Raw genomic sequence first — 13,323 nt, forward strand, 5'->3', positions numbered from 1 at the left:
AGTATTTTTTGTATTTTATAAAGATAAAACATAGCAGATGTAATTTTCCCAATACCTATAAGATAAGAAAGGAAAAACTTATGAGATTGTTATTGCTCACCCTAGCAACGTTTATTTTAGCTGGGTGTGGAATGAATCAATACATTCATCAGGGTCCAAATAAAGGCTTCACAAATATGAAGCTATCAAAGCCTGCACCAAAAAAAACGACCAAGCCTGAAACGACTAATGTCAAGCTTATGAATAGCCCTGAAGAATTATTAGGGATGCCGTTTAAAGACTTAGGGATTGTTTCTGGAGAATCATGCCGCGAGAATGTACAAAGCCCGCCAGCCAATCTTAATGTGGCTAAAAAAAGTATGTTATCGAAAGCAGCCTATATCGCAGCCGATGCGGTGTTGTTGCATCAGTGTCAAACCATGACCTCACCGGGGTGCTATCAAGCGACAATCTGTGAAGGTAGCGCAATACAAATTGTTGAATAATAATCAAATGCAATCATTCCAATGTAATGTTATTGGACATATCGAATCTCCCTATAAGGAAAAATTTGCTATCCCACGCCAACCTGGGCTTGTACTAGGTGGCTCGGGACGGCTGCATTTACACCCCCCTTATAATGACCCTAATGCTGTCAGAGGATTAGAACAGTTTAGTCACATTTGGGTGCTATTTATTTTCCATCAAACGATGAATGGGGGATGGAAGCCACTCGTACGTCCTCCAAGACTCGGTGGGAATGATAAAATGGGCGTCTTCGCCACCCGCTCGACCTTTAGACCAAACCCTATTGGTATGTCATTAATCGAATTGAAAGGGGTTATCCAAAAACACAATCAAGTGATTTTGGAGTTAGGCAGTTTAGATTTAGTTGATGGTACTCCGGTTATTGATATTAAACCTTATTTACCTTTTGCAGAAGCCATTCCAAATGCACAAGCTGGCTTTGCACAAGATGCACCATCTGTGGATATGCACGTTATTTTTCACCCGCAAGTTCAACAAGATTTAGAGAAATACCAAATACGCTATCCGGGAATTGTACAATTTATTCAACAAGTATTAATGCAAGATCCCCGCCCCGCATATAAAAAACAAGCGATGACAGAGCCCCGTGATTATGCCGTCCATTTACTTGATTTTAATGTGCGCTGGAGAGTGATTAATAATGTAACAGAAGTCTTCGCCATCGAGCCTTATGAAAAAATCATCTAACCCCTTTTGGCAAAGCACGGTCACTGGTAGACTAGCTGTTTATCATGCTGCTTTTGCAGCCTAGATTGATTTGGCAATAAAACCTTTTGCCATCACCCGTTGTTCTAATGGAACCTATACAATGCGTACTAGCAAATATCTGCTCTCAACACTAAAAGAGACTCCTGCAGATGCCGAAGTGATCAGCCATCAGTTGATGCTTCGTGCAGGAATGATCCGTAAACTTGCATCAGGCCTTTATGACTGGTTACCGACTGGTGTCCGCGTTCTACGTAAAGTCGAAAACATTGTCCGTGAAGAAATGGAAAATGCGGGCTCAATCGAGGTATCTTTGCCCGTAGTTCAACCTGCCGATTTGTGGCAAGAGAGTGGTCGCTGGGAGCAGTATGGTCCTGAATTACTGCGTTTTACTGATCGTGGTGAACGCCCATTTGTTTTGGGTCCAACTCATGAAGAAGTGATTACTGATTTAATTCGCAATGAAATTACTTCATACAAACAGCTACCACTGAACTTATTCCAGATTCAAACTAAATTCCGTGATGAAGTGCGCCCACGTTTCGGCATCATGCGTTCACGTGAATTTATCATGAAAGATGCTTACTCCTTCCATACATCACAGGAATCATTACAAGAAACCTATGATGCAATGTATGAAGCTTACAGCAAAATCTTTACTCGTATCGGTTTTGATTTCCGCCCAGTACAAGCAGATACAGGCTCTATCGGTGGAAGCGCATCTCATGAATTCCAAGTTCTCGCGCAAAGCGGTGAAGACGATATTGTTTTCTCTACAGAATCTGATTTTGCAGCCAACATCGAGCTTGCTGAAGCGATTGCGCCATTAACACCACGTGCAGCAGCAACAGAAGAGATGCGTCTCGTTGATACACCAAATGCAAAAACAATCGCCGAGCTGGTTGAACAATTCGCTTTGCCGATTGAAAAAACGGTGAAGACGCTGATTGTCCGTGCAAAACCAAATTCGGGTCATCAATTAGTCGCTTTATTGATCCGTGGTGATCATGAACTGAATGAAGTGAAGGCGGAAAAACACCCTCTCGTTTCAAGCCCATTGGAATTCGCTTCAGAAGAAGAAATCAAAGCGGCAATTAAAGCTGCGCCAGGTTCATTAGGCCCAGTTAATATGCCATTACCAATGATTATTGACCGCAGTGTCGCTGTCATGAGTGATTTTAGCGCTGGTGCTAACATTGATGGTAAACACTATTTCGGTATCAATTGGGAACGCGATGTAGAGCAGCCAGAAACATTCGATCTCCGTAATGTGGTTGAAGGTGATCCAAGCCCAGATGGAAAAGGAACACTGCTTATCAAACGTGGCATTGAAGTGGGTCATATCTTCCAATTAGGCACTAAATATTCAGAAGCGATGAAAGCTTCAGTGCAGAATGAAGAGGGCCACAATCAAATCGTCACTATGGGTTGCTATGGTATTGGTGTTACTCGTATTGTTGCAGCGGCAATTGAACAAAGCCACGACGAACGCGGCATTATTTGGCCAGATGCGATCGCACCATTCCATGTTGCGATTCTGCCAATGAACATGCACAAATCGTACCGTGTCAAAGAGGTTGCAGAGAAACTCTATGCGGATTTAAAAGCACAAGGCATAGAGGTCATTTTTGATGACCGTAAAGAACGTCCTGGTGTTATGTTTGCTGATATGGAGCTTATCGGTGTGCCATACACGATTGTTATCGGCGATAGAAACTTAGATAACAATCAAGTTGAGTACAAAGCACGTCGCAGTGACGAGAAAGCCCTTGTTGGTCTTGATAACGTAGTGAGTTTCTTAAAAGAAAAACTCGCGAATACCTTACGTTAATGATGCTCTGCCCAACCTGTTTATCCATATAGGTTGGGCATTTTTGTTATAAATCTAAATATGACCCAAGTAAAAAACCCTTCTCAGTAATCGTCTCTTTTAATCTTTTTGAAGTTAAAATTTCTAACTCTTTTAATCTCGGATAAGCGTAACGACTTTTTAATAATTCCTTACCTAGGAACGCTGGATGACACATTATTTCAAGTGAACTATCCCCTCGCTGTTTCGCAGTATCGAGAATATTTAAAAAGAGAGATTCAGATATAGAATGAGGTTCCCCATAAAATTCAGCTGAAAAGTAATCCGTTGTGCGCGCAATATGTGTGGTTTTATCGTCAATATTTCCATCACGAACAACACGCAATGCAACTCCTTTTTTATTGGCAAATTCAACAATGCGAGGAAAGAGAGTCGGTATCATTTGTACATGATGGTGCCCATCAATATGACTTGGCGGATGACCAAAAATTTCACAAAATTGGTCATACTGAAAATGTAATTCCTGCACAATTTCCTCTATCGGTAATTGGCCACGTTTTTCGATTTCCCATAACCATTTCCCAAGTATACCTTGGCGAACTAACGATGGCATTGGCGTAAATGGCATGCCCGCAGTTAATACAAAATGCATACCCACTGTTAATGTTGGTAAGTCCGCGGCAAGTTTGGCGGCATGGTGAACATCCGGCATATTTACCATAGCTGTCGTTGATAACACAATACCGTGATGATGTGCCTCAACAATTCCATAATTAACTGATTTGCATAAGCCAAAGTCATCTGCATTGACGATAAGTAAAGGTGTCATATTCCGCTACCATTTAAAATTTAGCGACGCATTGATTCTTCTTCAAGGCGCTTAATAGCCTCAGCAAAATTAGGCAAATACTCTTTATGCGCTAAAAGTAGGTCTTTAGCCATATTTCGTGCATCATGATCAGAGCTCACTAATGGATTTAGGTTCATCGCTAATAAAATATCATTGAAATTACCACTAATAGCCGCTTCACATGTGGCTATCTCAAATTCTTTTATTGTATAAATGAGTCCCAATACTTTTTCATCGAAATGCGTCATTCTTTTGTGTGGTGTTATGCCATTACGCCCTAATTGACATGTCATCTCTATCACCCAATCCGATGGGATATTATCGATATGTCCATGGTGAGGAATATTGACATAGTGTTCAGTTTGCTTGTCGTTATAAATAGCATTGATGACTTCACAGGCAGCGTCTGAATAATAGGCTCCCCCTCGCTGTTCAAGCTGTTTTGGCTTAACGTTTAATTCAGTGTCCTGATATAAATCAAAAAGTGACTTTTCAAGTTTTTTAACCACCTGTGCCCTAGTGCCCGCTTTGTAGAATTCAGCTATCTCAATAGCTAGCATCTCTTTATATTTAAAGTAATACTGCAAGTATGAGCAAGGTATCAATTTTAGAGCGCTTAAAAAACCACTATCGAATGATAACCCCGTAATGTTTTTAACTGAGTTTGTACTGTATGAATGAGCAATAATACCCTTCAATATTTCATCAAACCGGGAGATTCCATCGACAAAAATATCTTTAATAAAGACCATATGATTTAAACCAAAAAGGTCTATCGATAAGTGATTTTTTTCAGTTAATTTAAGTGCCTCTGTAATAAACATTTTCATACCGATAGGCACATTACAGACCCCAACGAAACGCTGAAAATTCGTGTATCTATGCACAGCCTCTGTGATCATACCGGCAGGGTTAGTAAAATTAATTATCCAAGCTTGAGGACAGAGCTCTTCAACATCTTTAATAATGTCAAAGATCACTGGAATAGTCCGTAATCCTTTAAATAATCCGCCAGCACCGTTAGTCTCTTGCCCTAAATAGCCATAGCGTAAAGGTATGATTTCATCTTTTTCTCGTGCATCTAATAACCCGACCCTTAACTGCGTCGTCACAAAATCAGCATCTTTGAGCGCTTCTCTACGATTTAACGTTTTATATAATTTAAGCGGAATATTGGCATTTTTTATCATCCGTAAGCTTAAATCATAGATAATGTCTAACTTTTCCTTTCCTTCTTCAATATCCACTAGCCATAATTCACTAATAGGTAGTTCAGGATAACGTTTAATAAAACCATCAATTAATTCAGGGGTATAACTGCTTCCACCGCCAATAGTCACAATTTTTAATTTATGTTCCATTTAATCCTCTACCTATTTTATTAATAGCTATGAATGGTAGTGTTCAGTTAACTTATACCGCGTTATGTTTCATCCTATCTTCATCATATTTATTAAGTTACTGTAAGCTTTTTCTATATTCACTTGGTGTTAACGATGTTGCCTCTTTGAATTTCTTAACAAATAAACTCGGGCTACTGTAACCAGATTCAAAAGCAATATCTGTAATAGAGTAATTTGTTATTTCCAGCTGTTTTTTAGCAAAATTAATCCTAATATCATTAATAAGTTGCATGGGCGTCTTGCCGTAATAACGCTTTGTAGCCCTCGTCAAGTATTCTTGAGACTTCCCTGTAATTGCGACCATATTTTCTAATGCATGCTCATTAAACATTGCAATTTCATGCATTTCTTCAATGGTATTTTTTAACCATTGAGGTGTATCGTCATGTAATTTTCTTTCTCTGTAGTGACGTAATCGATTAACGACATTGAAAGTGACTACTTCAATAAATTCATTAAACTCACTGTCACGAAAATTTAATGATGCGATGACGGATTCAATATAAGCCATAAATTCACTTTTCAGTGAATAGGCTTGTGAAGCAACAAAAAATGAGGGAAGTAAAGGTGAAAAATAGCTTTCAAAAAATGCCTTTCTTATTCCAACATTGAAAATTCGAGTTGCTCCAAACTCATAAAAACTTTCATGACTAGAGCCAATGGGTAAAAAAACAAAGTCACCTCTTTCAAGTAACACCTTTCTACCATTCACTTGCTGATAATAGCGCCCAGTGAGAACGATAGTGTATTCATAATAATCATGTTGATGCAGCCCTGTAACGCTTTCAGTTTTATTATAAATAACAACATGAAAATCCTTGTCATTAAATATATCATTCTCACAAACCATTCTAATATCCATATTAGAATTATCGTTTTTTATTAGTGGCTGCATCATTCCTCCTCAGTTATTGGCTTATTTTTTTATGAAGCTCTATTAGCTCTATGACCAACTCACGCGAAAGTATGGTGTTCATTAAATGATCTTGAGCATGAACCAATATTAAGCTAACTTTAATTTTCCCCTCTCCCATATCAGCTTCAATCATTTTTGTTTGAACTTGATGAGCTTCACTCAATGCATGTTTTGATTGCTCCATTAATTCCATGGCCTCAACAAATTGGCCTTCCTTGGCGCAATTTAATGCCTTATAGGCTAAGCTTCTTGCCATCCCAGAATTAATGATAAGCCCCATCACGACCTCTTCGAGGCCATCAAAAGAAAGAACACCATTATTATCTATATCAATCATATTTTTTTATTCCCTGCTTTATATTTATCAATTAAAACTTCAGTGCATCTTTAATATCTTCTTCACTTTCATCTTTATCTATCATTCCCTGAGCTTTATTAGAAATAATAACAAAGGGTAAATAAACAAGGATGGAAACTCCGAGGTTAAACAAGGCTAATAATAAAGCCGAAATATTCCCATTTGTATTAAAGAATGCCCCCAAGCCAGCAGGCATTGTCCATGGTCCTATATTGGTTATTGGCGGTATTATTCCCACATAATAAGCAATAACGGTAATTGCAGCTAATAGCGGTTGAATGATAATAAATGGAATAAAAAGTATCGGGTTCATGATAACAGGAATACCAAATATAATAGGTTCATTAATTTGAAATATGCCTGCGGGTAAACCTATTTTAGCAACTTGTCGATAATCAGGACGGCGTGATGCAATAAATATTGCAATGATTAATCCAAGGGTCGCACCTGTCCCTCCCAGAAAGACATAAGAATCTAATAAAGGTTTCGCCCATAAATGGAAAGTGTGCCCAGCGGCAATTGCATTATCAATAGAACCGTATTCATTATATAGTGCCACATTTTCCAACGCCCAAGGAGTCATAATCCCTGAATCAAGGGCTGTCAGCGCTAGCGCACCATGAATACCAAAAAACCATAATAAGGAGGTAAAAATGGTGTAAGCCCAACCAACAACACCACCTAAAGAAGCTAATGGCGTTGCGATCGTATCCATAATAAATTGGTGAAAATTAGTTGCTTGAGCTGATAAAATCCATGCAATAATTCCGACAACTAAAAGAATAATAAAACCAGGAACTAATGCTGAAAATGAACGGCTGACAGCAGGTGGAACTGTATCCGGTAATGTAATAACCCATTTACGCCGAACAATAAAAGCAAAAGCTTCGGCAATCACTAAACCGATGACAATACCTGAAATGATATTGGCCCCACCTAACCAATTAGCCCCTATCGCATAAGCACCATTAACATCAAATGGCGTTACCGTAATAAATGCAGCGATACCGATAATCCCTGCCGCTATTGAGTCCACTTTACGTTCTTCAGCCAGGGCCATTGCAATAAAAAAAGGGGTCATTAACGACATAATACCTAATGTTCCATTGTAAATATTACCGCCAATTCCTTTGAACTTATTTAAAAATTCTATTGTTTCAGGTGACAAGCGAACACCTAGCGAATAGAAAAATGACCCTTCACCAAAGCTAAGAAAAACGTTATTAATCAAAACAAACATAGCCCCAATTAATACTAAAGGCATCAATTTAATGAAGCCATTTTTAATTGCATTAATATGAGGTTGATTGCCCAATTTTAATGCAATTGGTAGCAATACTTTTTCAAGAGAAGTGAGCATATGATTCATAGAATATCCTTAGATACTTTAATCACATATCTTGTTTGCTAAAACAACCATAACAAATAGATAAAGAATTGAAGTTATTAAAAACTAAAAATTAATTAACATCATTTATTTTTTATTGCTGCCACTGCTGCTTTTAACACGCCCAGACCATCAACTTTTCCATACAATATCGGATCAATAACTTCAACGAGTTTAGTTGGAAGTATTCTCTGGATTTCAGAACTTTTCCATGCAATCTGAGGACCAAGTAAAACAAGATCCGCATCGATACCTTTTTGTGCTACAAGGGTTTCCGAAAACGCTTCAATAACAACTGGAACATCATATTTTTCAGCTTGTTGACGCATTTTTGATACAAGAAGAGAGGTTGACATTCCCGCCGAACAAAACAGATAAATAAGCTTTTTTTCCACAATAAGCTCTCCCAGTCATACTGCCCACTATAAATATCTATTAGCCTCATGAGATATTTTACGTTTTTATTCTCTAAATTCAGCTGGCGTTATCCGCGAGTTGCTTCTAGTTGAATAAAGTATACGTAATCTCCTTTACTGTTGATATTTCGTGGCTATGGAGAATTGTTTCTCATTGACTTATCGTTATGACGCCCCTCACATTTCAAAAAAATATATTTTTATATATAAATTATCAATTAATTATAATTTACTTGATATCAGTAAATATAATCACTTTACCTTATATTGACTTCAATCCTTACCAATATTTTTATGGCTAAAAAAATATCGACTCTTATTGAGTCGATATTTAGGGTATTTAATTATATAAATTAAATCTATTATTTACATGAGCTAGATTTATCAAACATAATATGACCGGTTTGTACTAATGCAGGGTCAAATTGACCATCTTCCATTGAAGGTCTTACGGTATAATAGCCTTCAATTTCAGCATAAACTGGCGTTCCGCCCGTTACACCTGTCGCACTGTATCCTTTTTCCAGATCAAGGCCTGAAGCAGTATAAGTACGCCCAGTTTTACATTCAGTAAATGTTGCAGCATCAGCTAAATAACGGTATTCACCAACTTTTTTACTTGCTGTGACTTGATTTAATGTGTAATTCAATTGTGATTGAATTTTATTTCCTTCCTGATCAAGCAATACCATTGACTTATCATCAGCAGAAGGTAAGAAATATGAACGTTCACCATTGGCATTGGTCATGCGTAATTTATCCCCTTCTTTTGCCCATGACCCTGTTTCATAAAAAGTTTGGTTGCCATCACGCGTGCCTAAATAAACTAATTGCTCAACATAAGTACCATCTTGGTTCACCAGCAAGGTTGCTTCGATACCAGAGCAATCTGCACATGGCAAAGTGCCCGTATATGCTCTATCAATATAAGTCACGCTAGGTTGTTTGTCTGCGCTTTGGCATCCAGCTAATGCCATTATGCCTGTCGCCATTAATGCTAAAAATAGTGTTTTTTTCATTACCTTTGTCTCCTAACTATTTCATTCTTATATTTTTAGTCTGCATTTACATCATAGCATCTTACACTAATAAAAATGTTGTTATTATGATATTTCGGACTTTGCTGATGTATAGGGGCTCGAGAAGCATTCACGAACTGTCTATTTAAGTTTTCATCTATCACTGATTATTGTTATTAAAATTACTGTGCTATTATCCTATCAAGCACATGATGCTTGGTGAAAATAGTCAAGGCGGCAATAACCGCCACTAACACAGTGGTGAGGGAATATGTCTACAGATACTGAATATCAACCTATCAATTGTGATGATTACGAATATCTTGAAATCGCATGCCAACGTCAGTTGAAACTTGAAATAAAGCTTCATGGCGGCGAAATCATTGAGGGTAAAGCCAGCGATTTGCTCTTACGGAAGAAAGTTGAGTATTTAATTTTAGAAACTCAAGATGGGACGAAAGAGCTGCGATTGGATTATATCAATACCTTCAGTCATCCTGAGATCGGCACTATCGTTGTCGATAGCTCTCACTAAAACTCATACACCATTGAGTCCTTCTATGCCCCTTATGAAAGATCACAGTCATAAGGGGTTTCTTCTTTTCATTTACTGATTAAACCGATATTCATCGAATTTGACCCAATGAAAAGCAATGCCAAGTTTATCATCATCGGCAAGGCCTTCCGGTGTAATAAAACACCCTATTGCAGTAATTAGCTGCTCATTGTAGTAAATCAGGGGAACTCTTTCTCGCATCCACGGAGGAATTCCCAGTTCTTGCCAAATTTTCTTACTGCTTCTTGAATGCAGTCTCCCAACAATTTTAAGTGTTCCTTGCAAACCAAAGCGCACGGTGACTTTTTCTGTTGGTAATGGAGGACGGATTTGCCCTTCATCAGCGATGACCTCAATAATGCCTAAAGCTTCAGGTAAAATAAACGGGTCAGGATAATGCCAAGCATACTGCTGCCCCAATAACTGATTGATACGACGCACAACCCATAAAGCACCTTGATATCGACGGATATCAATATGGCCTAATTGGCAAATAGGCTCAGCATCCTGACGAGCAAGTGCGACTTCCTGCCAAATACGGTGTAATTGATTAAAAGGCGGCATGGGTAATTGATGTAGGCCAATCCAACGTCGTAGCAATGCGTTACGTTTAGCGCTAGAACAAGGCTGTAATGCATCGATGAATAGACCACCACGATAATCCATCATGTCCTCTAGGGCATCTTGTAATAGCTCATCAAGCAAGTTTTCCTGTTCTGCGCACAAAGCCGCGCTACGTGATACGGCTTTCGCGAAATGAGGCCAACGCTGTGCCAGAACAGGCATAATATTCAATCGTAGGAAATTACGGTCATAGCGGTCATCTTGATTACTATCATCTTCTACCCACGGAAGCTGTTCTTCATTGGCATATGTCTCTAAATCATCGCGAGATATCGCTAGCAATGGACGAAGCAGGCAAGTTTGCCCGTAGTGGCCATTAAATGTCGATAATTCTGGCATCGATGAAAGCCCTGCTGGCCCGCTACCTCGTTTTAATGCCAACAGAAATGTTTCTGCTTGATCATCCAGATGTTGTGCCGTCACGATAATTTCATTTTCTAACAGCGCATCACGATAAGCTTGATAGCGAGCCTCTCGCGCAGCTGCCTCAACGCCACTATTTGTAGAATCAACCGTGACATGCGTACAAATAAAGGGAATTTCCCATTGTTCACACAAACTCGAACAGTGCGCTTCCCAAGCGTCTGCTTTCGAATTTAGCCCATGATGAATATGAATAGCGCGCACTTCAAGAAACGGTTGTTGATGTTTCTTTATTTGATAAAGAGCATGCAGTAATACCGTTGAATCAACACCACCACTAAATCCAACCAGTATTTTGCTATAGTTACCAATCTTATTGAATACGTGCTCAATGATTGTTTGTGGTAGTTTCACTCTTCGCTGCCCTTCTAAACGATGATTAATGCTTTTTAGCTTGCCCAACACATAAGATACCGGAAATAATCACTAACAACACCCCGATAATATAAGCAATTTCAAATGGGTCGCTTAGAATAACAACTAACCAAAGTACCGATAATACTGGAGATAAAAACACAATAGAGGCAATTTTAGCGGAGTGCCCCGTATTCATCGCCTTAAACCATAAAATATAGGATACGCCATTAATCAGTACCCCATTCACTATCGTTGGCCAAAGCGATGTCTCCGTGGGCAACTGAAATGCGCTGAATGAGAGTAATAATACCAATGATGTTAAGGTCGAAAAAATAAAGAGCCAAACAGTACTAATATAGGGGTCGATAGAATACTGACGAGAGAATACAGACATTAACGCAAAACAAAATGCACCACTAAACACTAATAGTAAAGCTAGAGGATGTTCAACTTGCAGCTGAGTTATATGACCTTTGGTAAAGGTGATAATCACCGCGATAAAGCCGATAATCACACCGGCAATTTGCCGAGTTGCTAGCTTGTCCTTTAATAAAAAAACAGACAATAAGATAATAATTAAAGGCCAACTATACTGAATAACGAGTACGGCAATACCATTTTCAATCGAGTAGCCATAATACAAAAGCAAATAAAACAAGCAATCTAAGACACCTAAAATACACACTTTAATTAGCGTATTAGACGGCAAAATAAATAGCTTAGCAGGTTTATAACCCGCACTCATCGCGACCAATATCACCGCAATTGCTGAAATTAGGTTGGACCAAAATAAAAATTGAAAGCTATCTAAGCCCTCTTGCCCAAAACGAGAAACAATCGGAATAAAGCTCCATATCAGTACACACATTAAGGCATAGATTAAATAGTTATATTGCCTCATCCATCTCCCTTACTTAGGTTTACTTTCAATTGTTCGAGAAATCATAATAAAAAACGGGAGCTGGATAAACCAAACCCCCGTTTTTCGTGACTAGCCAACCTTAATTAGCAATAGCCGTATTCCATTAAACGCTGGTAACGACGATTTTTTAATGCTTCTTCATCAAGCTCAAGCAATTCGTCCAAATCTTCAACAATACGCGCTTTTAAAGAAGCTGAAATTTCATCGTAATTACGATGCGCACCACCTAAAGGCTCTGTCACCACATTATCAATTAATTTGAGTTCTTTAAGGCGAGGTGCGGTGATCCCCATCGCTTCTGCCGCTAATGGGGCTTTATCCGCGCTCTTCCACAGGATAGAGGCACAGCCTTCAGGAGAGATAACCGAATAGGTGCTGTATTGCAGCATATTCACTTTATCACCAACCCCAATAGCCAATGCACCACCAGAGCCGCCTTCGCCAATAACAGTACAAATGACTGGGACAGATAAGCGAGACATTTCACGCAAGTTACGTGCAATTGCTTCGGATTGGCCACGTTCTTCAGCGCCAACACCAGGATAAGCCCCCGGCGTATCGATAAAGGTAATAATAGGTAAATTAAAACGCTCAGCCATTTTCATTAAGCGCAATGCTTTACGGTAACCTTCTGGAGCTGGCATACCAAAATTACGGCGAATTTTTTCTTTCGTTTCACGGCCTTTTTGGTGGCCAATCACCATCACTGGACGACCATCTAAACGCGCGATGCCACCCACGATAGCTTTATCATCGGCATAAGCACGATCACCTGCCAGCTCTTGGAAATCTGTGAATATACGAGCAATATAATCTAATGTATAAGGGCGACGTGGGTGACGAGCAAGCTTAGCAATTTGCCATGCACCCAGATCAGAGAAAATCTTACGCGTCAGCTCAAGACTTTTTTCACGTAAACGAGCAACCTCGTCATCTAGGTTGACTTCTAAATTGTTGTCTTGACGGCTAACTGCAGTCAGCGAATCAATTTTCGCTTCCAATTCAGCAATTGGCTGTTCAAAATCAAGAAAATCCAGACTCATAATATT

General features: G+C 39.0%; 14 protein-coding genes. 4 read left to right on the forward strand and 10 right to left on the reverse strand.

Annotation, left to right across the window (positions count from 1 at the left end; translation table 11 throughout):
* Positions 1 to 80 precede the first annotated feature (80 nt).
* From rcsF to proS, 3 genes are all read left to right on the forward strand, one after another.
* A complete protein-coding gene (rcsF, locus tag G3341_RS15455; RefSeq protein WP_154625052.1) occupies positions 81 to 485 on the forward strand; it encodes an Rcs stress response system protein RcsF in 405 nt (134 codons plus the stop codon).
* Positions 486 to 492: 7 nt separating this feature from the next.
* On the forward strand, positions 493 to 1,215 hold the full coding sequence (gene tsaA, locus G3341_RS15460; RefSeq protein ID WP_154625051.1) for a tRNA (N6-threonylcarbamoyladenosine(37)-N6)-methyltransferase TrmO: 723 nt from the start codon (positions 493 to 495) through the stop codon (positions 1,213 to 1,215).
* A 121-nt stretch (positions 1,216 to 1,336) separates the two neighbouring features.
* Complete coding sequence (gene proS, locus G3341_RS15465; RefSeq protein ID WP_163862834.1) at positions 1,337 to 3,064, forward strand: proline--tRNA ligase; 1,728 nt, start codon at positions 1,337 to 1,339, stop codon at positions 3,062 to 3,064.
* Between the two features lie 46 nt (positions 3,065 to 3,110).
* Here proS and chbG read toward each other — a convergent pair whose 3' ends face one another.
* The 7 genes from chbG to nlpE all read right to left on the reverse strand — a co-directional run bounded on the left by chbG (position 3,111) and on the right by nlpE (position 9,392).
* The gene (chbG, locus tag G3341_RS15470) at positions 3,111 to 3,872 is read right to left on the reverse strand and encodes a chitin disaccharide deacetylase (protein WP_154625049.1); all 762 of its coding nucleotides are present in this window, start codon (positions 3,870 to 3,872) and stop codon (positions 3,111 to 3,113) included.
* Positions 3,873 to 3,892: 20 nt separating this feature from the next.
* Positions 3,893 to 5,254: a 6-phospho-beta-glucosidase gene (locus G3341_RS15475; RefSeq protein ID WP_163862837.1), complete on the reverse strand. Its 1,362-nt coding sequence runs from the start codon at positions 5,252 to 5,254 to the stop codon at positions 3,893 to 3,895.
* Between the two features lie 97 nt (positions 5,255 to 5,351).
* On the reverse strand, positions 5,352 to 6,158 hold the full coding sequence (gene chbR / locus G3341_RS15480; protein WP_154625057.1) for a transcriptional regulator ChbR: 807 nt from the start codon (positions 6,156 to 6,158) through the stop codon (positions 5,352 to 5,354).
* Between the two features lie 46 nt (positions 6,159 to 6,204).
* Positions 6,205 to 6,549, reverse strand: coding sequence for a PTS N,N'-diacetylchitobiose transporter subunit IIA (gene chbA, locus G3341_RS15485; RefSeq protein WP_154625047.1), 345 nt, complete (start codon positions 6,547 to 6,549; stop codon positions 6,205 to 6,207).
* 31 nt (positions 6,550 to 6,580) lie between these two features.
* Complete coding sequence (chbC, locus tag G3341_RS15490) at positions 6,581 to 7,939, reverse strand: PTS N,N'-diacetylchitobiose transporter subunit IIC (RefSeq protein WP_163862841.1); 1,359 nt, start codon at positions 7,937 to 7,939, stop codon at positions 6,581 to 6,583.
* Positions 7,940 to 8,040: 101 nt separating this feature from the next.
* A complete protein-coding gene (locus tag G3341_RS15495; protein WP_163862843.1) occupies positions 8,041 to 8,352 on the reverse strand; it encodes a PTS sugar transporter subunit IIB in 312 nt (103 codons plus the stop codon).
* 383 nt (positions 8,353 to 8,735) lie between these two features.
* The gene (gene nlpE, locus G3341_RS15500; RefSeq protein ID WP_154635704.1) at positions 8,736 to 9,392 is read right to left on the reverse strand and encodes an envelope stress response activation lipoprotein NlpE; all 657 of its coding nucleotides are present in this window, start codon (positions 9,390 to 9,392) and stop codon (positions 8,736 to 8,738) included.
* Positions 9,393 to 9,663: 271 nt separating this feature from the next.
* Here nlpE and rof point away from each other — a divergent pair, with 271 nt between their 5' ends.
* Positions 9,664 to 9,927 (forward strand): Rho-binding antiterminator, encoded by a 264-nt coding sequence (gene rof / locus G3341_RS15505; protein WP_154623766.1) that lies wholly within the window; start codon positions 9,664 to 9,666, stop codon positions 9,925 to 9,927.
* Positions 9,928 to 9,999: 72 nt separating this feature from the next.
* On the opposite strand, the gene tilS is transcribed toward rof, so the two are convergent.
* The 3 genes from tilS to accA all read right to left on the reverse strand — a co-directional run bounded on the left by tilS (position 10,000) and on the right by accA (position 13,317).
* Positions 10,000 to 11,349 carry a tRNA lysidine(34) synthetase TilS gene (gene tilS, locus G3341_RS15510; RefSeq protein WP_163862845.1) on the reverse strand — a complete coding sequence of 450 codons (1,350 nt, stop codon included), beginning with the start codon at positions 11,347 to 11,349 and terminating at the stop codon, positions 10,000 to 10,002.
* A gap of 25 nt (positions 11,350 to 11,374) precedes the next feature.
* Positions 11,375 to 12,253 (reverse strand): DMT family transporter, encoded by an 879-nt coding sequence (locus tag G3341_RS15515; RefSeq protein ID WP_154623765.1) that lies wholly within the window; start codon positions 12,251 to 12,253, stop codon positions 11,375 to 11,377.
* Between the two features lie 104 nt (positions 12,254 to 12,357).
* Positions 12,358 to 13,317, reverse strand: a complete 960-nt coding sequence (accA, locus tag G3341_RS15520; RefSeq protein WP_163862847.1) for an acetyl-CoA carboxylase carboxyl transferase subunit alpha — start codon at positions 13,315 to 13,317, stop codon at positions 12,358 to 12,360.
* Positions 13,318 to 13,323 lie beyond the last annotated feature (6 nt).

It is taken from the genome of Providencia vermicola (genome assembly GCF_010748935.1).
In the GTDB taxonomy this organism is placed as follows: domain Bacteria; phylum Pseudomonadota; class Gammaproteobacteria; order Enterobacterales; family Enterobacteriaceae; genus Providencia; species Providencia zhejiangensis.

Bases quoted from the DNA above. Each gene is read 5' to 3' on its own strand.
- rcsF (WP_154625052.1), top strand. From the start codon at position 81: ATGAGATTGTTATTGCTCACCCTAGCAACGTTTATTTTAGCTGGGTGT.
- tsaA (WP_154625051.1), top strand. From the start codon at position 493: ATGCAATCATTCCAATGTAATGTTATTGGACATATCGAATCTCCCTAT.
- proS (WP_163862834.1), top strand. From the start codon at position 1,337: ATGCGTACTAGCAAATATCTGCTCTCAACACTAAAAGAGACTCCTGCA.
- chbG (WP_154625049.1), bottom strand. From the start codon at position 3,872: ATGACACCTTTACTTATCGTCAATGCAGATGACTTTGGCTTATGCAAA.
- G3341_RS15475 (WP_163862837.1), bottom strand. From the start codon at position 5,254: ATGGAACATAAATTAAAAATTGTGACTATTGGCGGTGGAAGCAGTTAT.
- chbR (WP_154625057.1), bottom strand. From the start codon at position 6,158: ATGGATATTAGAATGGTTTGTGAGAATGATATATTTAATGACAAGGAT.
- chbA (WP_154625047.1), bottom strand. From the start codon at position 6,549: ATGATTGATATAGATAATAATGGTGTTCTTTCTTTTGATGGCCTCGAA.
- chbC (WP_163862841.1), bottom strand. From the start codon at position 7,939: ATGAATCATATGCTCACTTCTCTTGAAAAAGTATTGCTACCAATTGCA.
- nlpE (WP_154635704.1), bottom strand. From the start codon at position 9,392: ATGAAAAAAACACTATTTTTAGCATTAATGGCGACAGGCATAATGGCA.
- rof (WP_154623766.1), top strand. From the start codon at position 9,664: ATGTCTACAGATACTGAATATCAACCTATCAATTGTGATGATTACGAA.
- G3341_RS15515 (WP_154623765.1), bottom strand. From the start codon at position 12,253: ATGAGGCAATATAACTATTTAATCTATGCCTTAATGTGTGTACTGATA.
- accA (WP_163862847.1), bottom strand. From the start codon at position 13,317: ATGAGTCTGGATTTTCTTGATTTTGAACAGCCAATTGCTGAATTGGAA.